Genomic DNA, 25,830 nt, shown 5'->3' on the forward strand with positions numbered 1-25,830 from the left:
CACGGATGATCCCTTTGCCATTGGACGGTTCGGTATCGATCGCGGGACGATCTCGCCTGCTCGACGTGGAGCCCGTCGAAGCGATCGTCACCTTGCCGACGTTCAAGCGGCCGCAGCAGGTGCTGGAGACACTGGCGTCGCTTCGCGCGCAGCAAACCGACAGGCGCTTTGCCGTCATCCTCATCGAAAACGAGGCCGAGGCGCGGGAGGGCGCCAAGGCGGTGCTGCCGCTGTTCGAGCGCGGCGAGATACCGGGCATGGTCATCATCGCGCATGAGCGCGGCAATTGCAGCGCCTACAATGCCGGCTGGCAGACGGCGATCCTGCAGTTCCCGAACTTCAAGCATCTTCTGGTCATCGACGATGACGAGACCGCCGATCCGCAATGGCTGGAGCGGATGTGCCACGCCGCCGAAACGCTCGCCGCCGACATCGTCGGCGGCCCGCAGGTGCCCGTTTTTGCCGATCCTGCCCATGCCAAATGGGCCGAGCATCCCGTCTTCGCACCCCCCTACCGGGAGACGGGACGGGTGCCCGCGCTCTATTCGTCCGGCAATCTTCTGGTCGGGCGCAACGTGCTGACCGCGATGGGGCCGCCCTTCCTCGATCTCAGATTCAATTTCATGGGCGGCGGCGATTCCGACTTTCTCAGCCGGTCGGCGCAACGCGGCTTCGTGCTGGGCTGGTGCGCCGAAGCCAAGGTGCGGGAGACCGTTCCGGCCCGGCGCGTCGAGACCGACTGGATCCGCGCCCGCAGCCTACGCAACGGTGTCATCTCGACACTGGTGGAAAAGAAGAGGCGCGCCGGCATGCCGTTCGCCGGCGCCAAGGTATTCGCCAGGAGCCTGGCGCTGCTTGCCGCCTCGCCGCTTCGCGGCATCATGCGGCTGGCGCGCACGGGATCCCCGGCGGCCGCCATCTACCCCGTCCATGTGGCGCTGGGCCGCGTGCTGGCCGAATTCGGATATGCCAATGAGCAATACCGCCAGCCTGAGAAGAACTGAGCGCGCGCCGCTCAGCGCCGCGTTCACGCGCGGTGGCGTGGCGACCGCGATCGCCGCGCTGCTGTTCACCGTCATCATGGTGTCCTTCCGCCCGTTCCAGCCGGCCGGCGCCGAACTCACCGGCGAAGGGGGCGACATCGTCAATCAGCTCGGCTTCGGCTCGCTCGGCGGGATTTCGATCTTCGCGCTGATGGCCTTCGCCGATCCGCGCGTCGTGCGCTCGCTGCTCAGCCCGTCCTGGATACTGATGCTGGGCTTCTTCTTCCTGTCGGTGGTGCTGGCGACCGATCCGCCCTCGGCAATGCGCGCGGCGTCCTTCACCATGATCGGCATCCTGACGATGGCGACGATTCTGGCGCTACCCCGCGACGCCGAGTCCTTCTCCAGGGTCATCATCTTCACCGCGGTTGTGGTCATGGGCCTGTCCTATCTCGGCCTGATCGTCTTTCCGCACGAGGCGATGCACACGGCTGACTCGCAGGAGCCCGAACATGCCGGCCTGTGGCGCGGGGTGTTCACCCACAAGAACATCGCCGGCCCGATCATGGCCTGCTTCAGCTTCGCCGGGCTTTATCTCTACCGACGCGGCCAGCGCTGGTGGGGCGCGGGTATCTTCTGCGCGGCGATGATCTTCATGCTGCACACCGGCTCCAAGACCACCGCCGGGCTGGTGCCGTTCTCGATCCTGATCGTGATGTTTCCGAGTCTGATGGGCATGCGGCTCGGTACGCCGATCCTGTTCATGCTGGCGATCATCGCCACGGCGGTCGGCACGCTGGGCATCGTCTTCCTGCCGCCGGTGAAGCATCTGGCGGCCATCTACTTCCCCGACCTCACCTATACCGGCCGGACGACATTGTGGGAGTTCGCCGGCTCGATGCTGGCGAAGAAGCCGTGGACCGGCTACGGTTATGAGAGCTTCTGGGGCACGCCGCTGCTGCTCAACCAGGACCAACCCTTCGATCGCCCGTGGGACATCAGGACCATCGTGCACGGCCATGACGGCTATCTCGACATCGCGGTGCTGATGGGCATCCCTGCCCTTTGCGTGGCGGTCTACACGTTCCTCATCGCACCATTGCGCGACTATATGCGCATTCCGCAGCGCAAGGAGAACATCTATCTCGGCGATTTCTTCATGATGGTGGTGCTGTTCACCGCACTCAACGCCTTTCTCGAGAGCTTCTTCTTCCATCGCGGCGATCCGGTCTGGCTGTTCTTCGTGCTCGGCGTGCTGGGCCTCAGGCAAGTGTCGTTGCGGCCGATCGCGGTGCGCACGCCTGTTCAGCGGTCCTGAGAGGGCTTCCCCACCGACCCGCGAGCGTCTATGTCATGGCCTTTCCTCGGAGGGCTCTCGATGACGATCAGGCTTGTTCTCGCCGGTTGCGGCAATATGGGTTACGCCATGCTCTCGGGCTGGCTGAAGTCCGGCAAGCTTGCACCCTCGGCGGTTTTCGTGGTCGAGCCCAATGCCGAGCTGCGCGATCGCGCAGTGGCGCTTGGCTGCGGCTCGGCAGCGGATGCCGGGGCCATTCCGGCGGATGCCGTGCCCGATCTGGTCGTCATCGCGGTGAAACCTCAGGTGATTCGCGACGTCACCGCCGCGTACAAGCGCTTCGGCGATGGACGCACCACTTTCGTCAGCATCGCCGCCGGCACGCCGTCCGCCACCTTCGAGGGCATCCTCGGCAACCGCGCCCCCGTTGTGCGGTGCATGCCCAACACGCCGGCGGCCATCGGCAAGGGCATGATGGTGGTGTTTTCCAATCCCCTGGTTTCCGCCGACGCCAAGCGCTTCGTCGCCGACCTTCTGTCGGCCAGCGGCGAAGTGGCCACTATCGACGACGAAGGCCTTATGGATGCGGTGACCGCCGTGTCCGGATCGGGTCCGGCCTATATCTTCCATTTCATCGAGGCGCTGACGGTGGCCGCCGAGAAGGCCGGCCTGCCGGCGGCGACCGCCAGGCTGCTCGCCATGCAGACCGTTTACGGCGCGGCATCGCTCGCCGCTGAAAGCCGCGAGGACCCGGCCGTGCTGCGCAAGCAGGTGACCAGCCCCAACGGCACGACGGCGGCGGCGCTTGGCGTGCTGATGGGCGATGACCGGTTGACCAATCTCCTTACGCAAGCGGTGGAAGCGGCGCGGCTGCGGTCGATCGAACTAGGGAAATAGAGCAGACTCCCTAGGCCAGATCGGTATGCGAGAAGTCGTTGCCTTTGTAGAGCAGAGCAGAGCCGCGGCCCTTTGCGCAAGCATAGGACAGGCAATCGGCCAGGTTGAGTTGGGCGGGATGCCCGCGTCCTTTTCCATAGTCTGAAAAAGCTTGGACCGCGAGCTTGGCGTCGCCGGCGTCGATGGGAACGATTTCGATTTCGGCCTCGCGGAGAAAAGCCTCTATCGCCACTTCAGCGACGAGCGGCTCGACCGCCAGCATAGTTGAAAGCCGCATAGCCGCTTCGAGCACCACCAGCGCGGAAGTAATAGTGCGAGGTGCTACCGCGATGCGGTTGCTCCACTCGCCAGCATCTCCTTCTCCCGAAAGAATTGCGACGACCACCGAGGTGTCGACAAACATCAGGAGTGGCCCCACATCTCATCGATCTCATCCTTGTGTACGGGCCGGCCGCCCTGGCCAGCTCTGGCTTTGAGTTCATCGGCGATGGCAGCCAGCCGCTGCGCCAACGGAGCGCGTCCACTTTCCCGTTTCAGTTCGGACTCAAGAGCTTCGATCACCGCCTCGGTCATCGAAATCTTGCGTTTGGCGGCGAGCCGCTGTGCCAGTTCACGTGCACGCGGGTCCCTGATCTGGAGGTTCATTGGTCGATCCTCGGCGTCATCTGCCATTACAATATAGCGCATCTGTCATGACAGCGCCACAACGGGCTTGTTTCCGTACAGCATCTCGTCCTGCAGGCGACGCAGCGCGAACAGACTGGTCGTCCGGTCTGGCGCTGCATTGTCGGTGGTCAGCAGTGCACCTTTCCTGACCGGCTTCAGCACCTTGCCGCCCTCGAGCAGGCCGACCGGCACGGCGCGCTGGGAACGCGCGTCGCCGACGGTCATGGTCCAGGAGCGATAGCAGGTCTCGCCGATCGCATCGAAGGTCTCGCCGGCGGCGAGATCGCGCTTGGCGACGGCGCAGACCTCGGCAACCGGCCGCGGCAGCGGCACCATGTCGGGCTTGCCGAACAGCACGATGCGAGCGGCCGTCAGCGGCACTTCCAGTGAGGTCAGATGGTAGGGCCGGAACAGGCTGTAATAGGGACCGCGGCCGATATGCAGGTCGTCCATGCGTTCGATGATGCGCGGATGCGTCGCCTCGACGATGACGAAGACACCGGGCGCCACACCCTTGCCGATGGTGTAGTCGACGACGCCTTTTTTCAGCAGGAGGCCACCATCCTCGCGCGGGATCAGCACCTTGACGAGGTCATCGCGGTCGGCCTTGGGACCATGCATGCCGGGCACGTCAGGCACCAGCCCGGTGGCGTTGGCGATGGCGCACATCTCGACCATGGTCTTGGAGCCGTCGACGAACTCGACCAGCATGCGCGGGTTCATGTTGCGGCGGGTCGCTTCCTCGCGATAGTCGTCAGGCACGGCATCGTGGTTGAGCGGGTTGTTCTTGCCCTTGCCAGCCGAGACGATGGTAAGGCCGAGTGCGGACGCGAACTCGATCAGTTCCATGCAGCTCGACGGCTCGTCGCCGGCGCCGACCGAATAAACCACGCCAAGCCGGTCGGCCTGCTGCTTGAGGTAACAGCCGATGGTGACGTCGGCCTCGACATTCATCATCACCAGGTGCTTGCCGTGCTCCATCGCCATCAGGTCGAAATCGGCGGCGACGCCCGGCTTGCCGGTGGCGTCGATGACGACATCGATCAGTGGGTTGGTGACCAGCATCTCGTTCGAGGTGATGGCTATTTTTCCAACCTCGATCGCCGCGGTGACTTTCGACGCGGTGTCGGCTTCGACCGCCATCGCCTCGTCACCGTAGGCGATGCGGATGGCGTCACGCGCGGTGTGCGGGCGCCGGGTCGAGACGGCGCAAACCGCAATGCCGGGCATCAGCATGCCTTGCGTGACGAGGTCAGTGCCCATTTCGCCGGAGCCGATGATGCCGATGCGCACCGGGCGGCCGTCGGCGGCACGTCTGGCGAGATCGCGGGCAAGCCCGGTCAAGGCGACATTGGTCATGCGGGATGTCCACAGCTTCTTGGTCTGGACGCGAATTAGCAGGGACCATTCCCCTGTGCCAACAAAACCGCTCGCGACCGGCGATTTCCAACGAAAATGACCCGTAACAAGCGTCGTCGCCTTGGCCGATTGGCCCAAAGGCTTGCCAATTGACATTGTTGCGAACAGTCTCAATAAAACATTCGTTTGCCAACAAAGGCAAATGTTCATCGAGACAACCGCTCGGAGGGGCACTCGTCTCGCGGCATCTGGGGAGTGCCTTTGCGCTAAGATGGCGGCAGAGGCTGAGAGAAAGGAGCACCGCGAAGCTTTAGGCTCGGGGCTCCAGGGGAGGAAGAATGGATACTCTACTCGCTGGCCTCAAGGGGGCCATCGACACGCTCGGCGCGACAATCCTGCTGCCGATCGTCATTTTCATCATTGCCGTGGTTTTGGGCGCCAAGGTCAGCAAGGCCTTTCGCGCCGCCGTCACCATCGGGGTCGCCTTCATCGGTATCAACCTTGTGCTTGGCCTGATGTTCACGTCGATCGGCGACGTCGCCAAGGCCATTGTCACCAACACCGGCATTCATCGCGACATTATCGACGTCGGCTGGCCCTCGGCGGCCGCCATCGCCTTTGGCTCCTCGGTCGGGCTTTGGGTCATCCCGGTCGGCATCCTGGTCAACATCGTGCTGTTGCTGACGCGCATGACGCGCACGCTCAATGTCGACGTCTGGAATTTCTGGCATTTCGCCTTCGTCGGCTCGCTCGTCGTCGCCGCCACCGACAATCTGGCCTACGGCATTGCCATCGCGGCCCTGGTTGCGGCGCTGTCGCTGCTGTTCGCCGATTGGTCGGCGCGCGCGGTGCAGCAATTCTACGGCGTTCCCGGCATTTCGGTGCCGCATCTCGCCTCGGCGCAAATCCTGCCGATCGCCATCATGCTGAACTGGATCATGGACCGCATTCCCGGCATCAACCGCATCAACATCAACACCGAAACCATCGAGCGCCGCTTCGGCGTGTTCGGCGAACCGGTCGTGCTCGGCCTGATCATCGGCCTCGTGCTCGGCGCCATCGCCTTCTACAATGCCGGCGATCCCGGCACGGTGCTGGCCAAGGTGCTGGGCACCGGAATGACACTTGCCGCGGTTATGCTGCTGCTGCCGCGCATGGTGAAGATCCTGATGGAGGGCCTGATCCCGGTTTCCGACGCGGCGCAGGAGTTCGTGCGCAAGCGCACTGGCGATCGCGAGCTTCTCGTCGGCCTCGATTCGGCGATCCTGATCGGCCATCCCGCCGCGATCTCGTCGTCGCTGATCCTGGTGCCGATCGCGATCATCCTGTCGGTGATCCTGCCGGGCAACCGCGTCATCCTGTTCGCCGATCTGGCGGTCATCCCGTTCATCGTCGCCATGACCGCCCCGCTGGTCAAGGGCAATGTGTTCCGCATGGTGGTGATCGGCACGGTGACCTTGGCGATCGGCTTCTATGTCGCCAACGCCCTGGCGCCGCTGTTCACCAGTGCGGCCGTCGCGTCGGGCTTCAAACTGCCGGCGGATGCTTTGCAGATCACCTCGGTGGTCGACGGCTTCCTGTGGGTGCCCTATGTGATCATCGAGGCCATCCAGGGACTTGGGCTGATCGGCATCATCGTGATCGCCGTGGTCATCGCGGCCCTGTTCGTGCTCTATCGCCGCAATCCGCTCGGCTGGGAACGGGCGGCGGGCGCCGAGGACGAGCCGGCCGAAGGCACGGCCTGAACGCAAGCATGCCTTCATCTGAAACGATCGTGCGCCTTCGCCGGCGCACGATTTATCGACGGAGCAAGACATGTCCGACGCCCTCATGCAGCTTCTGGATCCCGAAGCGATCGTGCTCGGGTCGGACGCGTTGACCAATGAGGAGATCATCCGCGTCCTGGCGGGACGGCTCGAGGCCCTTGGCTATGTCAAGAGCTCCTATGCCGACGCGGTCGTGCGCCGCGAAATGACCATCCCGACAGGATTGCCGCTGGAACGCGCCGACAATGTCGCGGTGCCCCACACCGATCCCGAGCATGTGCTGAAGCCCGGCATCGCAATGGGCACGCTGAGAAGGCCGGTGATCTTCGCCAACATGGAAGACCCCGACGAGAAGCTGCCGGTGGGTTTTGTCTTCCTGCTTGCGATCAATGACAAGGACAAGCAGATTGAAGCGCTGCAGTCCGTCATGGCAACGATCCAGAATCCAGATGCATTGGACGGCTTGAGGTCGGCCAGGACGCTTGACGACGTGCGCACCGTGCTCGGCTGCTAATCAAGGGAAAGCAAAGATGGCCAGACAGAAGACAATTCTCTTTGCCTGCGGCACCGGCATCGCCACCTCGACGGCGGTCAACGTCGCCGTTACCGAGGCGATGAAGATGCGCGGCCTTACCTTCAACGCGCAGCAGGCCAAGGCAACCGAAGTGCCGGGGCTCGCCGACAGCGTCGACTTCATCGTCGCCACCACGCCGATCTCGGCTTCGGTGACCAAGCCGGTCATCAAGGGCCTCGCCTTCCTCACCGGCATCGGCAAGGACAAGGTGCTCGACGAGATCGAGGCGCAACTGCGCAAGTAGGTCGCGGACAATGCTGCCTTCGGTGGGCCCGGCTCAGACCACCCTGACGTAACTCGTCATGCCCGATTTCTGGTGCTCGATGATGTGGCAATGCAGCAGCCAGTCGCCGGGATTGTCGGCGACGAAGCCAAGGCTCACCTTCTCATTGGGCTGGATGAGATAGGTGTCCGAAATTAACGGCCGCACCGGCCGCGTCGAGGATGACAAAACCTTGAAGCTCATGCCGTGCAAATGCATCGGATGCGATTGCGGCGTCAGGTTCTCCATGTCGATGACATAGCTCCTGCCAAGCTTCAGCTCGGCGAGCGGCGCGGTTGGATCGGGCGTATCGCCCGGCCACGGCACCTTGTTGATCGCCCAGAAACTGTAGCCGAGAGAACCGCAGATGCTGTCGCTCGGGACGTTCTCCGCCGTGGCGCTGAGCGACAGGGAGATATGCTGGGCCGAGCCGAGATCCACTTCCGCCACCGGATTCACTTCCAGCGGCGCAACGTCGCGAACGTCCCGCTTGAGCGAGTTGCCCGTCGCGCGCAGCGTCGCCAGCACCTTGGGCTTGGTGCCCCTGACGTCCCGCAGGCTGACGATCGCGCCCTCATCGTCGGGCATGCGGATGGCGAGTTCCATGCGCTGCCCCGGTCCAAGCAGCAAGGCATCGGGCGCAAAGCGCTCCGGCACCGGATTGCCGTCCAGCGCCATCACCATCGCTTCGGCGCCGTCGACGCGAAAGGCATAGATGCGGGTGACATCGGTAATGGCGATGCGCAGCCGCACCAGCCCGCCGGCGGGCGCGTCATATTGCGGCTGATCGAGCCAGTTGGCGGTACGCACCGTGCCGTAAGTGCCGGTTCTCGCGGCATCGCGCGGCCGGAACTGGTCGATGAACTGGCCGTCGTCGCCAAGGCGCCAGTCGCGCAGGTTGAGGACAAATTCAGCGTCGAATTCCGGATCGTTCGGGTTTTCAACCACGATCACGCCGGTCAGGCCGTGCCCCATCTGCTCCAGCGTGTTGCAGTGCGGGTGATACCAGAAGGTGCCGGCATCGGGCGGCGTGAAGGCATAGTCGAAATGATCGCCGGTGTAGACGTAAGGCTGCACCAGGAAGGGCACGCCATCCATCTTGTTCGGCAGGCGAATACCATGCCAGTGGATGGTCGTCGGATCGTCGATGGCATTGTCGAGGCGCGCGGCAAAGGGTTCGCCTTTTTTCATCCTGAGCACCGGCGGCATTCCCGCTTTGCCGTAAGTCAGCACATTGTTGGTCTGGCCGACATCCATCAGCTTCGCCTGGATTTTCGCCGTCCGCAGCACCACCGGCTCAGGCGCGGACGCCGCCCAGCCGCCAATCCTGCCCATGGCGGCAAGCCCGAGCCCGCTCGCACCGGCAACGGCGGCAGTTTTCAGCAGTCCGCGGCGTGTAAATACGGTCATGTCGCACTCCAACGGAAAAGCTGACTGCTCTCCGCAACTTTGCCGTCATAGCCGGACACGCATGCCTTGCCAACGGCCCAGTCGCGGCCGCCCTCCTCCTGTCAGTGCAATGAGGCCAGCAGGGCTGGACACATTCCGGTCGATGGCGGCTGGTCGGTGCCTTGCGGCGAGTCTATGCCTGATCCACGCTTTCCAGGAAGCGGGCGAAGATCGGGTTGAAGCGGCCGGGAGAATCCCAGAACGGCGCATGGCCCGATTTGTCGAGCAGATGCGCCTTGCCTTCCCACAGGTTGGAGAACTTGACCGCTGAGACAAAATCGGTGTTCACGAAAGGCTCGTCGATGCCATTGAGAACGGCTATCGGAGGCGTCTTGCCGGCGACGATCTCGCGCTGGTTGCGGCCTGTGCCGGCCGCGAATTTCTCGAACATCAGGCGCCGCGCCCGCCCGTCGGTGCGCGCCACCGTGTCGAGGAGGAACGGTTCGAACGGTTCCCCGCAAGTGCTGCGCGCATAAGCCTCGACATCAGCGGCGGTGAAGGCCTCTTGTCCGGCAAGATGCATATGCGGACTCGACTTGAAGCCGTTGCCGACCTCCTCGGGCGCTACAGGCGGAGTGCCCGATATCATCAGGCCAAGCAGGCCAGGATAACGGTCGATCATCTCCAGCCCGATATGACCGCCGAGCGACCAGCCGAAGACGATGCCCTTGTCGATACCGAGCAGGCCGAGCACTTCGGTCATCGCATCGGCATAGCCTTCCATACTGTAGGAGCGGTCCGGATCGATCGCATTGCCGGAGGCGCCGTGGCCCGGCAGATCGGGGGCGATCATGTGGTAGCGCTCGCCCAGCGGGCTCTCGAGCTGGTTGCGGAAAACGGCACCGGAAGACGAATTGCCGTGGATCAGCAGGACGGCGGTGCCTTTGCCGCCGGTCTCGCGAACGGCGATCCTGCCGTGACTGGTTTCAAGGGTCTTCTGCGCGATCGTCATCTTTGGCTCCGTCTGGAATCGCCCTGTTTCGAAGCAGTTGCACAACAAAGCGCCGCCGCCTCCCCAAGCCCTGCCATAACATTTTCCCGGTCTCGTGCCGTTGAAAAATCCTTTTCAAATAACAACAATTGTGCGTAGATTGTCAATTATCCAACTCCCGATGAACGGGAGGAAAAGAGGGAACGGCACGATGAAATCCAAATTCGCAGGCAACAGACTCCGCCATATGCTGATGACCACGGCCCTGATCGCGGCGTTTGCCACGGCAAGCGCCCCCGCTTTCGCCGATGTCGTCAAGATCGGCCTGCTGGCGCCGATCACGGGCCCTGCCGCGGCGGACGGCCAGGAATTCCAGCGCGGCGTGCAGATGGCAATCGATGAGGCGAATGCCGCCGGCGGCGTTGCCGGCAACACATTCGAACTGGTGGTCGGCGACGTCAAGGATCAGTCCGCCGGCAACGTCACCAGCGCGGTCGAGCGCCTGCTTGGCGATCCCGGCGTGCAATTCATGCTCACCGGCTACGCCAGCCTGACGAATTTCGAGATCGACAACATGGCCGAGGCCGAGATGCCCTACATGCTGGCGGCCACCTCGCAGCAGACCAGGGACATCATCGCGCCGAGTCCAGACAAGTACATGTGCTGTTGGTCGCTAACGCCGTCCTTCGACGCCTACAACACCGACGTCACCTTGTTCGTCGAGAAACTCGCGGCCGACGGCAAGATCACATTGCCGACCAAGAAAGTCGCCATCATCTCCTCCGACAACGCCTATTCGAAGACCATCTCGGAGGGCATGAAGAAGACTTTCAAGGAGAAGGGCTGGACTATCAGCGTCGATGAGATCGTGCCCTTCGGCGAAGTCACCGACTGGCGTTCGATCCTGGCCAAGGTGCGCGAGAATGTTCTCGATGTCGTCATCAACACCGATTATCTGCCGGGCAATTCGGCGTCTTTCCTGAACCAGTTCCTCGAACAGCCGACCAAGAGCCTTGTCTTCCTGCAATATGCGCCGAGTGTTCCGGAATTCGTCGAACTCACCGGCAAAAAGTCGAATGGCGTCATCTACAATCTCCTCGGCGGGGCGCTGACGACGCCGAAGAACCCGCGCGCCGATGAGGTGGCGGCCAAGTTCAAGGCCAAATATGGCGTCGAGAGCGGCACCTATGGCGTCGGCCTCTATGAAATGACCAACGTCTATTTCGACGCGGTCAAGAAAGTCGGCGGCGCATCCGACCACGCCGCGATCATGAAGGCGCTGTCGGAGACCGACAAGCAGGTCGCCGAAGGCCGGCTGAAATTCGATCCCGCCACGCATCTCGCCACGCAGGGCGACGACTATATCCCGATCACCTTCTTTCAGATCTGGGACGGCCAGCGCACGCTGATCTCGCCGGAAAAATACGCCACCGGTGCCTTCAAGCCGCAGCCCTGGATGCAGTGAGGCATGGCCCTGCTTGAATTGGACGACGTATCGAAGGCCTTCGGTTCGCTGAAGGCCGTCGATGGCGTGTCGTTCAAGGTCGAGGCTGGCGAGATCTTTGGCATCGCAGGCCCGAACGGCAGCGGCAAGAGCACGCTGTTCAACATCATCACCGGCATCCCGTTCGGGCCGGACAGAGGCCACATCCGCTTTGACGGGACCGCGATCAACGGCAAGTCTGGACATGCCATCGCGCGCCTCGGCCTTGCCCGCACCTTTCAGCGCGAAACCAGCTTCGACGGGCTGACCGTATTCGAGAACGCGCTGATCGGCGCCAGCTACGGCAGAAAGGAGAAAGGTGCAGCGGCAGCCGCCCGCGAGGCGGCCGCAGAGGCACTGGAGTTTGTCGGCTTGGGTTCAGTGTCCTTCGGGCGGCTGGCCGGCGAGCTTTCCGTCTTCGAGCGCAAATGCCTGATGCTTGCCACCGCGATCGCCATGCAGCCACGTATGCTGTTGCTCGACGAACCGGCATCGAGCTTGACCAAGCCCGAGATCGAGACGTCGATCGGTTTGATCCGCCGCACCGCCGAACGCGGCATCACCATCCTCCTGATCGAGCATGTGCTGACCTTCCTGATGAGCCTGTCGCAGCATCTGCTGGTGCTTAACAATGGCCGCGTGCTCGCCGCTGGCGAGCCGGCAAGCGTGATCGCCGACCAGCGCGTCATCGAGGCCTATCTCGGAACCAGGAGGGCGGTGGCGTGATTCCCATCCTCACCGTCGAAGGCGTCACCGCCGGCTATGGCCGCGTCACCGTGCTGCACGACATTTCGCTGGAAGCTGGCCGCTTCGGCAATGTCGGCCTGTTCGGACCCAACGGTCATGGCAAGACGACCCTGTTGCGCACCGTCTCCGGCCTGCTCCGGCCGAAGAACGGCCGCATCCAGTTCGACGGGCAAGACATAGCAGGCCTCAGCGCCCGCGCCATCGTCGGCGCCGGCCTGATCCACGTGCCGCAAGGCAACCGGCTGTTTCCCGACCTCTCCATCGCCGACTGCATGGCGCTGGGCGCCTATTCGCCGCGCGCCCGTCCGCATGAGGCGGAGAACCGCGAGAAGGTGATCAAACTGTTCCCGAAACTGGCGGAACGCTGGCGCCAGCGCGTGCGCACGCTGTCGGGCGGCGAGCGCCAGATGGTGTCGATCGGCACGGCGCTGATGAGCCATCCGCGCCTCCTGATCCTCGACGAGCCGACGCTTGGGCTGGCCCCCAAGATCAAGGACGAACTCTGCGCCTCCGTCATGGACATTTCGCGCGGCGGGGTGCCGCTGATCGTCGTCGAGCAGGACATCGAGTTCCTGCTGGAACTGACGCAGCAACTCTACCTCGTCAACCACGGCGCGGTGGCGACCGAGATCAAGCCGGGCGAGAGCCTCGACCACGGCGAGATCATGTCGATGTATTTTGGCCACTAGGAACTTGGTATGAGCGCATTGGCGGAAATCCTGTTCGGCGGCCTGTTCCAAGGTTCGCTCTACGCCATGATGGCGGTCGGGCTCGCTTTGGTCTGGACGACGATCGGCGTGTTCAACTTCAGCCATGGCGTGTTCATGATGCTGGGCGCCTATGTCGCCTGGCAATTGGTGGAACTCGGCCTGCCGGCGGCGGTAGCCTTTCCCGTCGCCGTGGTCGTCATGGCCGGCGCCGGCTGGATCCTGCAGGCAAGCGTCGTGCGGCCGCTGATCGGCCGGCCCAACATCGTGCTGGTCGTCGTCATCACCACGCTTGCCGCCGGATCGCTGATCGAGAACGGAGCGCTCACCATCTGGGGGCCGCGCTCCAAGCAGATCCCGGCGCTGGTGGACGGCAACGCCACCATCGGCGGCGTCGGCGTTTCGCTGCACCAGATCGCCATCATCGTCATCACGCCGCTGATCCTGGCGGCGTTGTGGATGTTCCTCAACCGTTCGCGCCTCGGGCTGGCATTGCGTGCGGTCGCGCAGAACGAGGATGCCAGCCATCTGGTCGGCCTGAATGTCACCGCGCTCTACGGGCTGGCCTTCGCCATCGCCGCTTCGTTGGCGGGGCTCGCCGGCATCTTCATGGGCGGCTATCGCTTCATGTCGCCCGTGATGGGCTCAGACCCGCTGCTCAAGGCGCTGATCGTCGTCGTCTTCGGCGGCATATCGAGCATATCGGGACCGATCTTCGCCGCCTATCTGATCGGCTTTTTCGAGGCCGCCTGCAGCTATTATTTCGGGCTCTACTGGACGCCGGCATTGCTGTTCGGCGTGCTGATCCTGACCCTGATGGTACGTCCCGAGGGCATTTTCGCCAGCCGCTCGCGAGGCCTCGCATGACCGACACGACCTCGCCGATCACCCAGATCCGCACAGCGGCGGCAACCCCGATCGCACCTGGCCGCACGCCGTGGAAGCACGAAGCCATCGGATTCGTGCTCGGCTTGGCCGTGCTGGCGCTGCTGCCGCTCGTCTTCGGCGACACCTATGCCCGCCACATCCTGATCATGGCCTTTATCTACGCCATCGTGGCGTCGAATTGGGACCTCAGCCTCGGCTATGGCGGCGTCTTCAATTTCGGTCATCTGGCGCTCTTCGGCATCGGCGTCTACGCCTACAGCCTGCTGACCAAGCTGGCCGGGCTCGATCCGTGGATCGCGCTGTTTGCCAGCGGCATCATCGCCACGCTTGCCGCGATCGTGGTGACCATCCCGATCCTGCGCCTGAAGGGCATCTATATCATCCTGGTCACCTTCGGCTTCGCGCAATTGGTCATGCAAGTGATCCTCAGCCAGTCCGACATCACCGGCGGCACGCAAGGGATCGTGCGTATCCCCGGCCTCTACTGGTTCGACCACAATATGGTCCGCGACGCCAAATTCGCCTATTTCTACATCGCGCTGGCGCTGCTGGGGGCGAGCACGCTGTTCCTGCGTGTGTTCGTGCGCTCGCGCGCCGGCGCCAGCATCGTGGCGCTGCGCGACAATGAGGAATACGCCGTCAGCCGCGGTGTCTCGATCGTGCGCCAGCGCATGCTGACGCTTGCGGCAAGCGCCTTCTTTACCGGCATCGCCGGGGCCTTCTATGCCGCCTACCAGCGCAACGCCTCGATCGACGTGTTCGGCATGAGCCTGGCGACCATCATCCTGTCGATGGTGCTGCTGGGCGGCACCAGCACCATCTACGGCGCCATCGTCGCCTCTTTCGTGCTGACGGTTTTCGCCGAGTGGATGGCTGATTTCGGCGCATGGCGCCCAATGATCACGGCGGTTCTGATCATCGGCGTGATGCTGGCCTATCCCAGCGGACTGGCCGGCATGATCAAAGCGGCTTGGGGTGCCGTCGCCGGGCGGATCAACCGCCCGGCGTGACCACCTGAAAAGCAAGCTTCTCAGCGCACGCCGCACCAGTCGATGACGGATGCCGCGATCACCTTGGCGGTCTCGACCACCGATTCCACTTCGACATATTCGTTGGCGCCATGGAAGCCGTCGCCCGACGGACCGAAAATGACACCGTCGACACCGGCGCCAGCATAGTGCGCTGCATCGCACACGGCGACGAAGCCGCTTGTCTGAGGCGCCTTGCCGATCGCCGCCTTGCGTTTCATCAGCGACGTCACCAGCGGATGGTCGACCGGCGTGTTCATCGGCGGGAAATGCAGCCCGCCGAGCTCCCACTGGATGGCAGGCGGGTTGTCGCGCAACCAGGCGTCGGTTTGCGCGAAATGATGGACGAACGCTTCGAAGTCGCGGCGGTATTCGGCTGAATTCTCATCCGGCAGAAACTTCATGTCGAGATCGAGCACGGCAACATCGGGGATGATGGCCGGGTTGGTCATCACCGTCGGCAGGCCGTGTTCGCCAAGGCCCGTTCCGCCATGCATGACTCCGATGTTGATCGTGTTCATGCCGACCGGCAGCAGCGGATGGGACTTTGCCCGTGTCCGGTCGAGCTCGTATTGGCGGACGGCGGCAATGAACCGCGCCGCGATCTCGATGGCGTTGACACCCGGCTTCAGCCGGTCCTTGTCGTGCCGTTGCGGGTAGATTTCGTTGTAACGCAGCGCCGAATGCGCGTTGCGGCCACGGATCGTCACCCGCGCCCATTCGAGCCCGCCCTCGACCGGGAGGACATCGCCCCAGGTCGGCTCGGCGACAAGCACCGCCTTGGCGAGTTTGCCCTTCTTGACCGCATCCATGGCGCCGAAGCCACCAGCCTCCTCGTCGACGACGGAGTGGACGGCCAACCGGCCTTGCAGTGTGATACCCGCCTTGCGGATCGCGTGCGCGGCGGCGACGCAAGCCGCGACGCCGCCCTTCATGTCGACCGCACCCCGGCCATAGAGCCGGCCATTCGTGATCTCACCGCCAAACGGATCGACCGACCAGTCCTTCATCTCGCCGACCGGCACGACATCGATATGCCCACACAGGATCAGGCTGCGCTCCTCGTTTCCAGCCCATTCGCCGACCAGATTGGGCCGGCCGGGCAAGGCGTCCCACTGTTCGGTCTTGAAGCCATCGTTCTTGAGGATCGGCTCCAGCAGAGCCTGGACATCCGCCTCGCGGTTGATCGCCGGATTGGCCTCGAATTTAGGATTGACCGAAGGGATTCGGACCATGTCGCGGACAAGCCCGATCAGCCAGTCGCGGTCTCTCTCGATTTCAGCCTGCACGGCATCGATGATCGTCTGGGCGTCAGCCATGGTTATTCCTTCCTCGCACCGCCGCGCCGGGCGCATCGATGCTATTTCCTGGTGGCTCTTGGTTTGGCGGTTTCGTTGTCGGACGGCGACAAGGCGGCATCGAGGGTGACGGCATTGGCGCTGCGGATCTTCTCGATGTCCTCGATGCGCTTGCGCACCCCGGCGCCATGGCCTTCCAGCGCATGGGCGAAAACGGTCTCCATCTGAGCCACGGCGGTCGCCAGCGTGTCGAAGGGCGAGTTGGCGTCGATCGCCGCGACCATCGTCAGGTCGGCGACGTCAGCGATCGGCGACAGCCACACATCGGTGAACAGCAGGACGGAGACGCCGCGTTCCTTCGCCTGCCGCGCAAAGCTCACCACGTCCGACTGGTAGCGCCGGTAGTCGAACACGACGAGAAGGTCGCGCTTGCCGAGGTCGATCAGCAAGTCGAAATCCGCCGGGCTCAACGAGCCGATGTCGCGCACGCCGGAGCGGAACTGCAGGAGATAGCCGGCGAGCATGGAGGCGATGTGGCGGCTGAAGCGGCCGCCCAGCAGGACGACCTGGCCCTTGGTCTCGAGCAGCAAATTGACAGCGCGTGTATAGGCCTGCAGGGGGACCGCCGTGCGCGTGCGCTCCAGACTGTCGGAAACCGAATGGAAGTAGGCCAGTGCCGTGCCCTCGCTGGAGCCGCCGGGACGCTTGGCCTCCATCATCAGCAACGGCGAATGCAGTCTTGATTCGACTTCCGTCAGCAGCCGCGCCTGGAAATCGGCAAAGCCGACATATCCGAGCTTGGTCATCAGGCGGGTCACGCTCGGGTCGCTGACTCCAGCGCGTCGCGCCAGCCGGGTCGCCGTTCCCAGCCCCGACATCGGATAATCGGCGAGCAGGACCTGAACGATCTTTTCTTCCGCCGACGTGAAAGCCAAGGTGGTGTTGGCCAACTCTTCGCGGATCGACATGGTCATCGCCTCTCGCCAACGGAAAGACGATTATCTTACAATTTCATACAAGATTGTCAAATTTGGAAAATATCTTACAGACTTGCGCGTCGACCTATCTGAACCTGGCGGTGGGCAGGAATTTCACAGCGGAGCCGGTGAAGCGGCGGTGATCGGACGTCTGTCCTCGTGGCTGGAAGCCATCGAGATAGACCTGCTCCGGCGCCGTGCGGATGAAATTGGCGGCAATGACGGTCGCCGCTGTCGAGCCGGTTCCGGTGATGCGGCGCCCGGTCTCAACCGATTGGCCGGTCGGCGCCGCTGGCAGAATGACGGCGGTGGCTTCGGGATCGAGACGTGGCTGGACACGGTCGGCCTTGGGGCTGGTCCTGACACGGTCTTCAGGTTTCGATGCAGGGACTGCAATCCGCTGTCCAGCCAGCGAATCGAGGCTGTCATCGACGTGATGCGTGGCCAGCAAGGCACCGATTGCATCGGCGGATTTGGCCGCCTCCGGTTGACGCGCGGGGCCCGTCTGGTCTTGCGGTCGCCATGTCGGGACAGGGATGTTGAGCGCCAGCATGTCCGGACCGGCAATCGCGGGGGCGGCATTCATCCTGGCCACGGGAATTTCGGCACCGGTCGCCGCCGGTTCAACCCGCGCGGTGGACGCGCTGCTGGCTACGCCGAACGGCACGGCTTGCGGGATTGGAATGGTGGCGGCGAACCCGGTGCGCGGTGCGAAAGCGGGTATAGGCACCGTGCCGGGCGCCATTGCCATGACGATCGCTTCAGGCGTCTTTGCAGGCGTTTCTTCGGCCGGATCGGCGGAGGCGATCTGGACGTCCGCCCGCTGGGCTGCCTCCGGCGCCACGATAGCAATGCCCTGGCCAGCCGTCTTGGAGTCGCCAGGCATCTTGGGTTCACCGGCCGTTTTAGGTTCAACTGACTTGGTCGGCTTGCGTGGCGCAGGCGCCGCTTCCGCGGCATCGTCGGCTTCATCCGCGCCGCGCCCGCCCAAAAGCGTCGCCAGCAGGCCGCGCGCTGGCCTGCGCTGGCCGCGGTCGGCGCTGGCCAGTTCGATGTTGGGCGTGCCGGCGACCTTGCGTGACTCGTAGGCGGCAAACGCCTGCTCGTAGCCAGGCAACGGTTTGCCGTCGCTCGGCACATGCAGCGTGTTGCCGTTCGGGAAGACCCTGGCGAGCTCCAGGCGGCTGATGCCGGGCCAATGCCGCACATTGCCGACATCCATATGAATGAACGGCGAACCGGAGGTCGGATAATAGCCGACGCCGCCGCCCTGCATCTTCAGGCCGATGTCGCGCAACTTCTTCAGCGGCACGTCAGGCAGGAAGAAGTCCATGGCGCGGCCAACCATGTGCTGGCTTTCGCGGGCCACGCCCTTCGAACGACCGCGCAGCATGGCGTTGGTGGCCGGCGAGCGATAGGCGCTGACCACATGGATATAGGCCGTCGAGCCGCTGGCGCGGTAAGCCTGCCAGACCAGGTCGAGCAGGCGCGGGTCCATCCTGGTCGGCTCGTTGCGGCGCCAGTCGCGCAGCATGAAGTTGATCTTCTTCAGGCCCGCCTGATCGTAGCGCCCATCGCGCTTGAAGACGATCTCGGCCTTCTCGCCCGTATGAAGATGCTGAATCCGCAAGGCGCGCGTCTCGGCGAACGCATCGGTGACACACATGCAAAGCAACGCCATCGCAATGGCCGGCAACCATGTCCAACGACGGGAAGCGCCGAGCGGGTTTTGTTCGCTTTCAATCCCATTCATGCCTTGCACATCGTTCCTGTTTCAGGCGATTTGACGTCTTCGCTCAGATGAGGAGCTTTCGTTCGGCACTCTCCCCGGCCATGACTTAACCAGCCGGACAGGCAGCCGTCCGACAACCCGACATGTCGAAGAACAGCATCTTGGTTAACGAATCGTGTCATGCCGCGCATGCGTTCGACCGGTGAGGGCGCGCCACCGGCAAGCACTATAGACCTGTTCACATTGCCGGCGGCCATCGATTGGTGATGAAATTGTGCTGCCGCGCCTTGTCGATCGGCCTCGCGGGGACGCCGACCACGGTGCTCCCCGCCGGAATATTCCTAGTGACAACGGCACCCGCGCCGATAAGCGAGCGGCTGCCGATCGTGACCTCCTCTACGATGCACACGTTTGGGCCGATATAGACCTCGTCCCCTATCGACGCGGATTTGCCAAGCGTCGCCCCGATCGTCACATACTGGGATATGTTGCAGTTGTTGCCGATCGTTGCCGTATGATGGACCACGCACGGGCCGCCATGGCCTATGTAGAAGCCATGGCCGATGCTGGTCTCCACGGGGATTTGTATGCCGAATTTCCTCATCTTCAGCGAGAGGAAGAGACGGGCTATCCCGCACACGACGGAATTGTCCGACTGCGCGATCCGGTGCCAGACCATGTAGTTGAAGCCCCGATTCGTGAGATATTGCCGGCACAACGTCACGATGTCGCTGCTGCGCGTATAGCGATACAGATCGCTCTTGATGGCCTCGAATATCTGCATTGTGGCCTCGGCAGCCATGCCCGGAATGGGAACGGGCACTAGATCATCCCGGTAGCGCAAAGGGAACAACGCCGTGGGCAATCCACGGATTCCAGCGCATGCCGTGAGTTCATCGCCTGTCCGTGCCGGAAAGACGGTGTCACAGGCCGCGTTGTTTGCAGGGTGTCTGGTGCTGCGAGAGAGGATTGAACTCTCGACCTCTCCCTTACCAAGGGAGTGCTCTACCACTGAGCTACCGCAGCCGCTGATGGCGGGGCTTCTGCCATATCGAACCGGCAAGCGCAAGGCCAAGAACAACGCTTCTGTGAATGGTTTTGCCGGATAGCTTTTATTGACATGGCGGCGCCACAATGTTGGCTATCCCTGAAAGCGGGCTGGCTGGTCGCCAGCCGTGGCGGGACAATGAACGACAAGACAAATCCACCGAAGAACAGCGGAACAACCCGCAAGAACCGGCTCGCCGAGCAGTTGCGGGCCAACCTGCAGAAGCGCAAGGCGCAGTCGCGCTCGCGCCGGACAGGCGAGGCCGACCAGCGGCCCGACGGGCTCGGCGCGGCCAAGGAAATGAAGAAAGATTAACTCAAATCGGCCACTCTCAGGCCGGGGTGGGCGAAATCCTATTTCTTGAACCAAATTGGTCAATGGTCTAGACGGGCCGATACTCAAACGATTGAACCGGCCCTTTTCTGGCCGAGAGGGACAGTCTCCAATGGATCGCATCAGAATTGTCGGCGGCAACAAGCTTGCCGGAAGCATTCCGATCTCGGGCGCGAAAAACGCCGCCCTGCCGCTGATGATCGCCTCGCTTCTGACCGACGACACGCTGACGCTGGAAAACGTGCCGCATCTGGCCGATGTCGAGCAGTTGATCCGCATCCTCGGCAATCATGGCGTCGACTATTCGGTCAATGGCCGCCGCGAGAAGCAGAATGAGGGCTATTCGCGCACCATCAACTTCTCCGCCCGCAATATCGTCGATACCACGGCGCCTTACGAACTGGTGTCGAAAATGCGCGCCTCGTTCTGGGTGATCGGCCCGCTGCTGGCCCGCATGGGCGAGGCCAAGGTGTCGCTGCCCGGCGGCTGCGCCATCGGCACGCGCCCGGTCGATCTGTTCCTCGAAGGCCTGCAGGCACTGGGCGCCGACATCGATGTCGATACCGGCTACGTCATCGCCAAGACCCGGAACGGCCGCCTCGTCGGCAACCGCTATGTCTTCCCGAAAGTCTCGGTCGGCGCCACCCATGTGCTGATGATGGCGGCGTCGCTGGCCAAGGGCGAGACGGTGCTCGATAACGCCGCCTGCGAGCCCGAGATCGTCAATCTCGCCGAATGCCTGAACGCCATGGGCGCCAGAATTTCCGGCGCCGGCACCCCGACCATCACCATCGACGGCGTCGAAGCGCTGTCGGGCGCGCGCGTGCGTGTCATCCCCGACCGCATCGAGACCGGCACCTATGCCATGGCGGTGGCGATGACCGGCGGCGACGTCGTGCTGGAAGGCGCACGGCCGGAGCTGCTGCAGACGGCGCTCGACGTGATTTCCCAGACGGGTGCGGAGATCACCCAGACCAATTCCGGCATCCGCGTGAAGCGCAATGGCGCCGGCATTTCACCCGTCGACGTGACGACGGCCCCCTTCCCGGCCTTCCCGACCGATCTGCAGGCGCAGTTCATGGGCCTGATGACCATGGCCAAGGGCAAATCGCGCATCACCGAGACGATCTTCGAAAACCGCTTCATGCACGTCCAGGAACTGGCTCGGCTCGGCGCCCACATCACGCTCTCGGGGCAGACGGCGATCGTCGACGGCGTGGCGAAGCTGAAGGGCGCGCCAGTCATGGCGACCGACCTTCGCGCTTCCGTCTCGCTGGTCATCGCCGGGCTGGCGGCCGAAGGCGAAACCACGGTCAACCGTGTCTATCATCTCGACCGCGGTTTCGAGCGGCTGGAGGAAAAGCTGTCCAACTGCGGCGCGGTGATCGAACGTATTTCCGCCTGACGGTCGGACAGCAGCAGCTTCTGGCAAAGGGCGGCTCATAGCGCTGCCGCCCGTCTGCCCGCAGCGCAAACCCGAGGCAATGCCTCGGGCGGACGTCGTGGGGTGGTTGCACCGACCGGAAAGACCGCCTAACAGAGGCTGAAACCAACCTGTAGGTCGAAAATCCGGATGACCGCCCTCAAGCTTATCGCGCTCGACGACCAGGATCTGAGCATCGTCTCGGCCCATCTCCAGGACGCCGTGATGAAGGTCTCGGACCTCGAATTCCTGCCCAAGGCCAAACGCTTCGTCCTGACCATGAACCGTTTCGTGTGGGAGGCCAAATCCGGCCTGTTTCGCCAGCACAACGAACGACGGCAGGCCGTGCTGCATTTCGACCGGGTGCTGGGCGCCAAGACCAACGGCATCGCCCGCGACAAGCCCGCCGAAATTCTTTCCTTGCTGGCGATCAGCTTTATCGAGATCAGCAAGCCCGCGGGCATCGTCGAACTGATCTTTTCGGGCGGCGGCACAATCATGCTCGATGTCGAATGCATCGAAGCCCGCCTTGCCGATATTGGCGGTGCGTGGGAAGCCACCTCGCGCCCCATCCACAGGGCTTGAGCATACGATGGCCATCACGCTTGCCCAGTCCGACGCCGATTTCGAGCAGCGTTTCGCCGCGTTTCTCACGACCAAGCGCGAGGTGTCGGCCGACGTCGACGCCGTGGTGCGAGACATCATCGCGCGCGTGCGTGCCGAGGGCGATGCGGCACTGATCGACTACACGCGGAAATTCGGCGGAGGCGACCTCGCCAAGCTCGGCATTGCCGTCTCGGCGGAAGACATCGCCGGCGCCTATGCCGAGGCCGATCCGGCCACGGTCGAGGCGCTGAAATTCGCACGCGACCGCATCCGGTCCCATCACCAGCGGCAAAAGCCCCAGGACGAACGCTACACGGATGCCGTCGGCGTCGAGCTCGGCTCGCGTTGGACGGCGGTCGAAGCGGTCGGACTCTATGTGCCGGGCGGCACGGCAAGCTATCCGAGCTCGGTGCTGATGAACGCCGTGCCGGCCAAGGTAGCCGGCGTCGAGCGCATCGTCATGGTCGTGCCGGCACCGCACGGCGTCGTCAACCCGCTGGTGCTGGTGGCGGCGGATATATCGGGCGTCTCCGAAATCTACCGCGTCGGCGGCGCGCAAGCGATCGCGGCACTCGCCTATGGTACGCAGACGATAAAGCCCGTCGCCAAGATCGTCGGTCCAGGCAATGCCTATGTCGCCGCAGCCAAGCGGCAGGTGTTCGGCACGGTCGGCATCGACATGATCGCCGGCCCTTCCGAAGTGCTCGTCGTGGCGGACAGCGACAACGATCCGGACTGGATCGCCGCCGATCTGCTCGCCCAGGCCGAACATGACGTGTCGGCGCAGTCGATCCTGATCACCGACGACCCAGCATTCGGCAAGGCGGTCGAACGGGCGGTCGAACGCCAGCTGCGGAGCCTGCCGCGCGCGGAAACGGCGGCCCAGAGCTGGCGCGATTTCGGCGCCGTCATCCTGGTTGCGACGGTCGAGGCCGCGCTGCCGCTGGTCGACCGCATCGCCGCCGAACATGTCGAGCTGGCCATCGAGGATGCCGAAGGCTTCCTGGCGAAGATGCGCAACGCGGGCGCGGTTTTTCTCGGTCGCCACACGCCCGAGGTCATCGGCGACTATGTCGGCGGCTCCAACCACGTGCTGCCGACGGCGCGCTCGGCGCGCTTCTCGTCCGGCCTGTCCGTGCTCGACTTCGTCAAGCGCACCTCGGTCCTCAAACTCGGACCGGAGCAGTTGCGCGTGCTGGCACCGGCGGCGATCGCACTCGCGCAGGCGGAAGGGCTTGACGCGCATGGCCGCTCTGTCGCCATACGGCTGAACATGTAGGCCAGTATGACGGGCTCCGGTCAAACCCGCGCAAAACTGATCGATGTCGAACTCGATGAGTCGATCGGCCGTTCGACGCCCGATGTCGAGCATGAGCGGGCGGTGGCGATCTTCGACCTGATCGAGGAGAATAGTTTTCAGCCTGTCAACGACAGCGGTGCGGGTCCCTACCGGCTGAAGCTGTCGCTGGCCGAGTCCCGCCTGGTCTTTGCCGTGGCACGCGAGGACGGCACCGCCGTCGTCACCCACATCCTGTCGCTGACGCCGCTCAGGCGCATCGTCAAGGATTACTACATGATCTGCGAGAGCTATTACGACGCCATCCGCTCCTCGACGCCGAGCCATATCGAGGCGATCGACATGGGCCGCCGTGGCCTGCACAATGAGGGCTCGCAGACGCTGATGGATCGGCTCTCCGGCAAGATCGACATCGACTTCGACACGGCGCGACGGCTGTTCACGCTGGTCTGCGTGCTGCACTGGCGGGGCTGATCCTGGCCCCCGGCGCCCTGCCCCGCTCGGTTCTGTTCCTGTGCGGCATGAATGCCGTGCGCTCGCCGATGGCCGAGCAGCTGGCGCGCCGGATGCTGCCCGCCACCGTCTTCGTCGCCTCGGCCGGCGTGCGCGCCGGCGAGCGCGACCCGTTCGTCGATGCCGTGCTTGCCGAGGACGGGCTGTCGCTGGGTGAGCGTCATCCAAGGACGCTGAACGATCTCGAGGACGACTATTTCGACCTGATCGTGACACTGGCGCCGGAGGCCCACCATGCCGCGCTCGAACTCACGCGCTCGCTTGCCGTCGAGGTGGAATACTGGCCGACGCCGGATCCGACCGATGCCGGCGGCACGCGCGAACACATCATGGCCAGCTATCGCGACGTGCGCGAGCGGCTGAAAGCCCGGATCTACAGCCGGTTCACCGTTCCGAGGCCTGGCGATTAAGCGTGTTCACAAGCGACAGATTATCATATAGGTTCCGCCGAAATTCCAGCCGGGGCGCTGGAACTGCCATCCAAGCAAAGGTATCGAATGCCGAAGGAAGAAGTCCTCGAGTTTCCGGGTATCGTCACGGAATTGTTGCCCAACGCGATGTTCAGGGTGAAGCTCGAAAACGAACACGAGATCATCGCCCATACCGCCGGCCGCATGCGCAAGAACCGCATCCGCGTGCTGACCGGCGACAAGGTTCTGGTCGAGATGACGCCATACGACCTGACCAAGGGCCGCATCACCTACCGCTTCAAGTAAGATCAAGACCCGGCCGGTAAAGCGATGAGCATTTTGCAAAAGCTGGTGCTTGCCTCGGGTTCGCCGCGCCGCATCGAACTCCTGCAGCAGGCCGGCATCGAGCCGGACCGCATCCTGCCAGCCGATATCGACGAAACGCCGCTGCGTGCCGAGCATCCGCGCTCGCTGGCCAAACGGCTGTCGAAGGAAAAGGCCGAGAAGGCGTTCGCGTCGCTGAAGTCCGAGACGGACCATGCGCCGAGCTTCGTGCTGGCGGCCGACACGGTGGTCGCCGTCGGGCGGCGCATCCTGCCCAAGGCCGAGACGCTGGATGACGCCGCCAACTGCCTCGGGCTGTTGTCCGGACGTTCGCACCGGGTCTATTCCGGCATCTGCCTGATCACGCCGGGCGGCAAACTGCGCCAGCGACTGGTCGAGACGCGGGTGCGTTTCAAGCGGCTGCCGCGCGAGGAGATCGACGCCTATGTCGCGTCCGGCGAATGGCGCGGAAAGGCCGGCGGCTATGCCGTGCAAGGATTGGCCGGCGCCTTCGTCGTCAAGCTCGTCGGCTCCTACACCAACATTGTCGGCCTGCCGCTCTACGAGACGGTGGCGCTGCTGTCGGGCGAAGGTTTCAAGACGCATCAAAACTGGTTGTCCGCGCGACCATGAGCCTCGACGACAAGGTCACGCCCCTGCGGCCCAAGCGCCCGTGCCCGGAATGCGGCAAGCCATCGGCGCGCGAGACCTATCCATTCTGCTCGACGCGCTGCAAGGACATCGACCTCAACCGCTGGCTGAAGGGTGCCTATGTCATCTCGGCCCGCGACGACGAGGAAGAACCGGACGCCGACGAGCCGAAGTAGACGAG

At 63.7% G+C, this 25,830-nt stretch carries 29 protein-coding genes and 1 tRNA gene; 20 read left to right on the plus strand and 10 right to left on the minus strand.

Features of this window, described 5'->3' with window-relative positions; genetic code table 11:
• The first annotated feature begins 5 nt into the window (after positions 1-5).
• Genes FJW04_RS18450 through proC form a run of 3 tightly spaced genes read left to right on the plus strand, consistent with a single transcriptional unit; the run spans position 6 to position 3,177 of the window.
• Positions 6-1,004 carry a glycosyltransferase gene (locus FJW04_RS18450; RefSeq protein ID WP_140715830.1) on the plus strand — a complete coding sequence of 333 codons (999 nt, stop codon included), beginning with the start codon at positions 6-8 and terminating at the stop codon, positions 1,002-1,004.
• Positions 973-2,301 (plus strand): O-antigen ligase, encoded by a 1,329-nt coding sequence (locus FJW04_RS18455; protein ID WP_015316288.1) that lies wholly within the window; start codon positions 973-975, stop codon positions 2,299-2,301. The genes FJW04_RS18450 and FJW04_RS18455 overlap by 32 nt, the downstream gene beginning before the upstream one ends.
• A gap of 60 nt (positions 2,302-2,361) precedes the next feature.
• Entirely contained in the window at positions 2,362-3,177 is an 816-nt protein-coding gene (gene proC, locus FJW04_RS18460; protein ID WP_140715833.1) for a pyrroline-5-carboxylate reductase, read from the plus strand.
• A 10-nt stretch (positions 3,178-3,187) separates the two neighbouring features.
• Here the strand turns inward: proC and FJW04_RS18465 are convergent, their stop codons facing one another.
• The 3 genes from FJW04_RS18465 to FJW04_RS18475 are packed head-to-tail and all read right to left on the minus strand — an operon-like array spanning position 3,188 to position 5,202.
• Entirely contained in the window at positions 3,188-3,580 is a 393-nt protein-coding gene (locus FJW04_RS18465; RefSeq protein WP_140715841.1) for a type II toxin-antitoxin system VapC family toxin, read from the minus strand.
• On the minus strand, positions 3,580-3,822 hold the full coding sequence (locus tag FJW04_RS18470) for a type II toxin-antitoxin system VapB family antitoxin (RefSeq protein ID WP_015316285.1): 243 nt from the start codon (positions 3,820-3,822) through the stop codon (positions 3,580-3,582). Before FJW04_RS18470 ends, FJW04_RS18465 begins: the two co-directional genes overlap by 1 nt.
• Positions 3,823-3,867: 45 nt before the next feature.
• A complete protein-coding gene (locus FJW04_RS18475) occupies positions 3,868-5,202 on the minus strand; it encodes an NAD(P)H-dependent oxidoreductase (RefSeq protein WP_140715843.1) in 1,335 nt (444 codons plus the stop codon).
• Positions 5,203-5,540: 338 nt separating this feature from the next.
• Between FJW04_RS18475 and FJW04_RS18480 the strand changes: the two genes are divergently transcribed.
• The 3 genes from FJW04_RS18480 to FJW04_RS18490 all read left to right on the plus strand — a co-directional run bounded on the left by FJW04_RS18480 (position 5,541) and on the right by FJW04_RS18490 (position 7,786).
• The gene (locus tag FJW04_RS18480) at positions 5,541-6,947 is read left to right on the plus strand and encodes a PTS transporter subunit IIC (protein WP_140715845.1); all 1,407 of its coding nucleotides are present in this window, start codon (positions 5,541-5,543) and stop codon (positions 6,945-6,947) included.
• A 70-nt stretch (positions 6,948-7,017) separates the two neighbouring features.
• Entirely contained in the window at positions 7,018-7,482 is a 465-nt protein-coding gene (locus tag FJW04_RS18485; protein ID WP_140715847.1) for a PTS sugar transporter subunit IIA, read from the plus strand.
• A 16-nt stretch (positions 7,483-7,498) separates the two neighbouring features.
• A complete protein-coding gene (locus FJW04_RS18490; RefSeq protein WP_015316281.1) occupies positions 7,499-7,786 on the plus strand; it encodes a PTS sugar transporter subunit IIB in 288 nt (95 codons plus the stop codon).
• A 33-nt stretch (positions 7,787-7,819) separates the two neighbouring features.
• On the opposite strand, the gene FJW04_RS18495 is transcribed toward FJW04_RS18490, so the two are convergent.
• Together FJW04_RS18495 and FJW04_RS18500 are read right to left on the minus strand one after the other, a co-directional pair.
• Positions 7,820-9,214, minus strand: coding sequence for a multicopper oxidase family protein (locus tag FJW04_RS18495; RefSeq protein WP_140715849.1), 1,395 nt, complete (start codon positions 9,212-9,214; stop codon positions 7,820-7,822).
• Positions 9,215-9,386: 172 nt separating this feature from the next.
• The gene (locus tag FJW04_RS18500) at positions 9,387-10,205 is read right to left on the minus strand and encodes an alpha/beta hydrolase (protein ID WP_041163341.1); all 819 of its coding nucleotides are present in this window, start codon (positions 10,203-10,205) and stop codon (positions 9,387-9,389) included.
• Between the two features lie 190 nt (positions 10,206-10,395).
• Here FJW04_RS18500 and FJW04_RS18505 point away from each other — a divergent pair, with 190 nt between their 5' ends.
• The 5 genes from FJW04_RS18505 to FJW04_RS18525 are packed head-to-tail and all read left to right on the plus strand — an operon-like array spanning position 10,396 to position 15,019.
• Positions 10,396-11,649 carry an ABC transporter substrate-binding protein gene (locus tag FJW04_RS18505; protein WP_140715851.1) on the plus strand — a complete coding sequence of 418 codons (1,254 nt, stop codon included), beginning with the start codon at positions 10,396-10,398 and terminating at the stop codon, positions 11,647-11,649.
• A 3-nt stretch (positions 11,650-11,652) separates the two neighbouring features.
• Positions 11,653-12,393, plus strand: a complete 741-nt coding sequence (locus FJW04_RS18510) for an ATP-binding cassette domain-containing protein (protein WP_015316277.1) — start codon at positions 11,653-11,655, stop codon at positions 12,391-12,393.
• The gene (locus FJW04_RS18515) at positions 12,390-13,103 is read left to right on the plus strand and encodes an ABC transporter ATP-binding protein (protein ID WP_140614676.1); all 714 of its coding nucleotides are present in this window, start codon (positions 12,390-12,392) and stop codon (positions 13,101-13,103) included. Before FJW04_RS18510 ends, FJW04_RS18515 begins: the two co-directional genes overlap by 4 nt.
• Before the next feature lie 9 nt (positions 13,104-13,112).
• Entirely contained in the window at positions 13,113-13,988 is an 876-nt protein-coding gene (locus FJW04_RS18520; protein ID WP_140660772.1) for a branched-chain amino acid ABC transporter permease, read from the plus strand.
• Positions 13,985-15,019 carry a branched-chain amino acid ABC transporter permease gene (locus tag FJW04_RS18525; RefSeq protein ID WP_140715853.1) on the plus strand — a complete coding sequence of 345 codons (1,035 nt, stop codon included), beginning with the start codon at positions 13,985-13,987 and terminating at the stop codon, positions 15,017-15,019. Before FJW04_RS18520 ends, FJW04_RS18525 begins: the two co-directional genes overlap by 4 nt.
• A gap of 20 nt (positions 15,020-15,039) precedes the next feature.
• On the opposite strand, the gene FJW04_RS18530 is transcribed toward FJW04_RS18525, so the two are convergent.
• The 5 genes from FJW04_RS18530 to FJW04_RS18550 form a co-directional block, all read right to left on the minus strand.
• Positions 15,040-16,356 carry an ArgE/DapE family deacylase gene (locus FJW04_RS18530; RefSeq protein ID WP_140715855.1) on the minus strand — a complete coding sequence of 439 codons (1,317 nt, stop codon included), beginning with the start codon at positions 16,354-16,356 and terminating at the stop codon, positions 15,040-15,042.
• Between the two features lie 41 nt (positions 16,357-16,397).
• On the minus strand, positions 16,398-17,303 hold the full coding sequence (locus FJW04_RS18535; protein WP_140715857.1) for a MurR/RpiR family transcriptional regulator: 906 nt from the start codon (positions 17,301-17,303) through the stop codon (positions 16,398-16,400).
• Between the two features lie 94 nt (positions 17,304-17,397).
• Positions 17,398-19,065, minus strand: a complete 1,668-nt coding sequence (locus FJW04_RS18540) for a DUF882 domain-containing protein (protein WP_140715860.1) — start codon at positions 19,063-19,065, stop codon at positions 17,398-17,400.
• A 217-nt stretch (positions 19,066-19,282) separates the two neighbouring features.
• Positions 19,283-19,909, minus strand: coding sequence for a hypothetical protein (locus FJW04_RS18545; protein WP_210241305.1), 627 nt, complete (start codon positions 19,907-19,909; stop codon positions 19,283-19,285).
• An 86-nt stretch (positions 19,910-19,995) separates the two neighbouring features.
• Positions 19,996-20,070: transfer RNA gene (locus tag FJW04_RS18550), tRNA-Thr, on the minus strand.
• A 160-nt stretch (positions 20,071-20,230) separates the two neighbouring features.
• On the opposite strand from FJW04_RS18550, the gene FJW04_RS18555 reads away from it, so the two are divergent.
• The 9 genes from FJW04_RS18555 to yacG all read left to right on the plus strand — a co-directional run bounded on the left by FJW04_RS18555 (position 20,231) and on the right by yacG (position 25,825).
• Positions 20,231-20,407, plus strand: a complete 177-nt coding sequence (locus tag FJW04_RS18555; protein WP_015316270.1) for a hypothetical protein — start codon at positions 20,231-20,233, stop codon at positions 20,405-20,407.
• Positions 20,408-20,537: 130 nt separating this feature from the next.
• Positions 20,538-21,830: a UDP-N-acetylglucosamine 1-carboxyvinyltransferase gene (murA, locus tag FJW04_RS18560; protein ID WP_140715862.1), complete on the plus strand. Its 1,293-nt coding sequence runs from the start codon at positions 20,538-20,540 to the stop codon at positions 21,828-21,830.
• A gap of 168 nt (positions 21,831-21,998) precedes the next feature.
• Positions 21,999-22,433, plus strand: a complete 435-nt coding sequence (locus FJW04_RS18565) for a DUF2948 family protein (RefSeq protein ID WP_015316268.1) — start codon at positions 21,999-22,001, stop codon at positions 22,431-22,433.
• 7 nt (positions 22,434-22,440) lie between these two features.
• Entirely contained in the window at positions 22,441-23,733 is a 1,293-nt protein-coding gene (gene hisD / locus FJW04_RS18570; RefSeq protein WP_140715864.1) for a histidinol dehydrogenase, read from the plus strand.
• Positions 23,734-23,739: 6 nt separating this feature from the next.
• Positions 23,740-24,225, plus strand: coding sequence for a UPF0262 family protein (locus FJW04_RS18575; RefSeq protein WP_015316266.1), 486 nt, complete (start codon positions 23,740-23,742; stop codon positions 24,223-24,225).
• A complete protein-coding gene (locus tag FJW04_RS18580) occupies positions 24,213-24,674 on the plus strand; it encodes a low molecular weight phosphatase family protein (RefSeq protein WP_140614683.1) in 462 nt (153 codons plus the stop codon). The genes FJW04_RS18575 and FJW04_RS18580 overlap by 13 nt, the downstream gene beginning before the upstream one ends.
• 87 nt (positions 24,675-24,761) lie before the next feature.
• A complete protein-coding gene (gene infA / locus FJW04_RS18585; protein WP_006329283.1) occupies positions 24,762-24,980 on the plus strand; it encodes a translation initiation factor IF-1 in 219 nt (72 codons plus the stop codon).
• Positions 24,981-25,004: 24 nt separating this feature from the next.
• On the plus strand, positions 25,005-25,631 hold the full coding sequence (locus tag FJW04_RS18590) for a Maf-like protein (RefSeq protein WP_015316264.1): 627 nt from the start codon (positions 25,005-25,007) through the stop codon (positions 25,629-25,631).
• Positions 25,628-25,825: a DNA gyrase inhibitor YacG gene (gene yacG / locus FJW04_RS18595; RefSeq protein WP_023772777.1), complete on the plus strand. Its 198-nt coding sequence runs from the start codon at positions 25,628-25,630 to the stop codon at positions 25,823-25,825. Before FJW04_RS18590 ends, yacG begins: the two co-directional genes overlap by 4 nt.
• Positions 25,826-25,830 lie beyond the last annotated feature (5 nt).

Source organism: Mesorhizobium sp. B2-7-3 (assembly GCF_006440715.1).
GTDB classification, from domain to species: Bacteria; Pseudomonadota; Alphaproteobacteria; order Rhizobiales; family Rhizobiaceae; genus Mesorhizobium; species Mesorhizobium australicum.

Excerpts from the sequence above, each read along its gene's own strand:
- FJW04_RS18450 (WP_140715830.1), top strand. The coding sequence starts at position 6 with ATGATCCCTTTGCCATTGGACGGTTCGGTATCGATCGCGGGACGATCT.
- FJW04_RS18455 (WP_015316288.1), top strand. The coding sequence starts at position 973 with ATGAGCAATACCGCCAGCCTGAGAAGAACTGAGCGCGCGCCGCTCAGC.
- proC (WP_140715833.1), top strand. The coding sequence starts at position 2,362 with ATGACGATCAGGCTTGTTCTCGCCGGTTGCGGCAATATGGGTTACGCC.
- FJW04_RS18465 (WP_140715841.1), bottom strand. The coding sequence starts at position 3,580 with ATGTTTGTCGACACCTCGGTGGTCGTCGCAATTCTTTCGGGAGAAGGA.
- FJW04_RS18470 (WP_015316285.1), bottom strand. The coding sequence starts at position 3,822 with ATGAACCTCCAGATCAGGGACCCGCGTGCACGTGAACTGGCACAGCGG.
- FJW04_RS18475 (WP_140715843.1), bottom strand. The coding sequence starts at position 5,202 with ATGACCAATGTCGCCTTGACCGGGCTTGCCCGCGATCTCGCCAGACGT.
- FJW04_RS18480 (WP_140715845.1), top strand. The coding sequence starts at position 5,541 with ATGGATACTCTACTCGCTGGCCTCAAGGGGGCCATCGACACGCTCGGC.
- FJW04_RS18485 (WP_140715847.1), top strand. The coding sequence starts at position 7,018 with ATGTCCGACGCCCTCATGCAGCTTCTGGATCCCGAAGCGATCGTGCTC.
- FJW04_RS18490 (WP_015316281.1), top strand. The coding sequence starts at position 7,499 with ATGGCCAGACAGAAGACAATTCTCTTTGCCTGCGGCACCGGCATCGCC.
- FJW04_RS18495 (WP_140715849.1), bottom strand. The coding sequence starts at position 9,214 with ATGACCGTATTTACACGCCGCGGACTGCTGAAAACTGCCGCCGTTGCC.
- FJW04_RS18500 (WP_041163341.1), bottom strand. The coding sequence starts at position 10,205 with ATGACGATCGCGCAGAAGACCCTTGAAACCAGTCACGGCAGGATCGCC.
- FJW04_RS18505 (WP_140715851.1), top strand. The coding sequence starts at position 10,396 with ATGAAATCCAAATTCGCAGGCAACAGACTCCGCCATATGCTGATGACC.
- FJW04_RS18510 (WP_015316277.1), top strand. The coding sequence starts at position 11,653 with ATGGCCCTGCTTGAATTGGACGACGTATCGAAGGCCTTCGGTTCGCTG.
- FJW04_RS18520 (WP_140660772.1), top strand. The coding sequence starts at position 13,113 with ATGAGCGCATTGGCGGAAATCCTGTTCGGCGGCCTGTTCCAAGGTTCG.
- FJW04_RS18525 (WP_140715853.1), top strand. The coding sequence starts at position 13,985 with ATGACCGACACGACCTCGCCGATCACCCAGATCCGCACAGCGGCGGCA.
- FJW04_RS18530 (WP_140715855.1), bottom strand. The coding sequence starts at position 16,356 with ATGGCTGACGCCCAGACGATCATCGATGCCGTGCAGGCTGAAATCGAG.
- FJW04_RS18535 (WP_140715857.1), bottom strand. The coding sequence starts at position 17,303 with ATGTCGATCCGCGAAGAGTTGGCCAACACCACCTTGGCTTTCACGTCG.
- FJW04_RS18540 (WP_140715860.1), bottom strand. The coding sequence starts at position 19,065 with ATGAATGGGATTGAAAGCGAACAAAACCCGCTCGGCGCTTCCCGTCGT.
- FJW04_RS18555 (WP_015316270.1), top strand. The coding sequence starts at position 20,231 with ATGAACGACAAGACAAATCCACCGAAGAACAGCGGAACAACCCGCAAG.
- murA (WP_140715862.1), top strand. The coding sequence starts at position 20,538 with ATGGATCGCATCAGAATTGTCGGCGGCAACAAGCTTGCCGGAAGCATT.
- FJW04_RS18565 (WP_015316268.1), top strand. The coding sequence starts at position 21,999 with ATGACCGCCCTCAAGCTTATCGCGCTCGACGACCAGGATCTGAGCATC.
- hisD (WP_140715864.1), top strand. The coding sequence starts at position 22,441 with ATGGCCATCACGCTTGCCCAGTCCGACGCCGATTTCGAGCAGCGTTTC.
- FJW04_RS18575 (WP_015316266.1), top strand. The coding sequence starts at position 23,740 with ATGACGGGCTCCGGTCAAACCCGCGCAAAACTGATCGATGTCGAACTC.
- infA (WP_006329283.1), top strand. The coding sequence starts at position 24,762 with ATGCCGAAGGAAGAAGTCCTCGAGTTTCCGGGTATCGTCACGGAATTG.
- FJW04_RS18590 (WP_015316264.1), top strand. The coding sequence starts at position 25,005 with ATGAGCATTTTGCAAAAGCTGGTGCTTGCCTCGGGTTCGCCGCGCCGC.
- yacG (WP_023772777.1), top strand. The coding sequence starts at position 25,628 with ATGAGCCTCGACGACAAGGTCACGCCCCTGCGGCCCAAGCGCCCGTGC.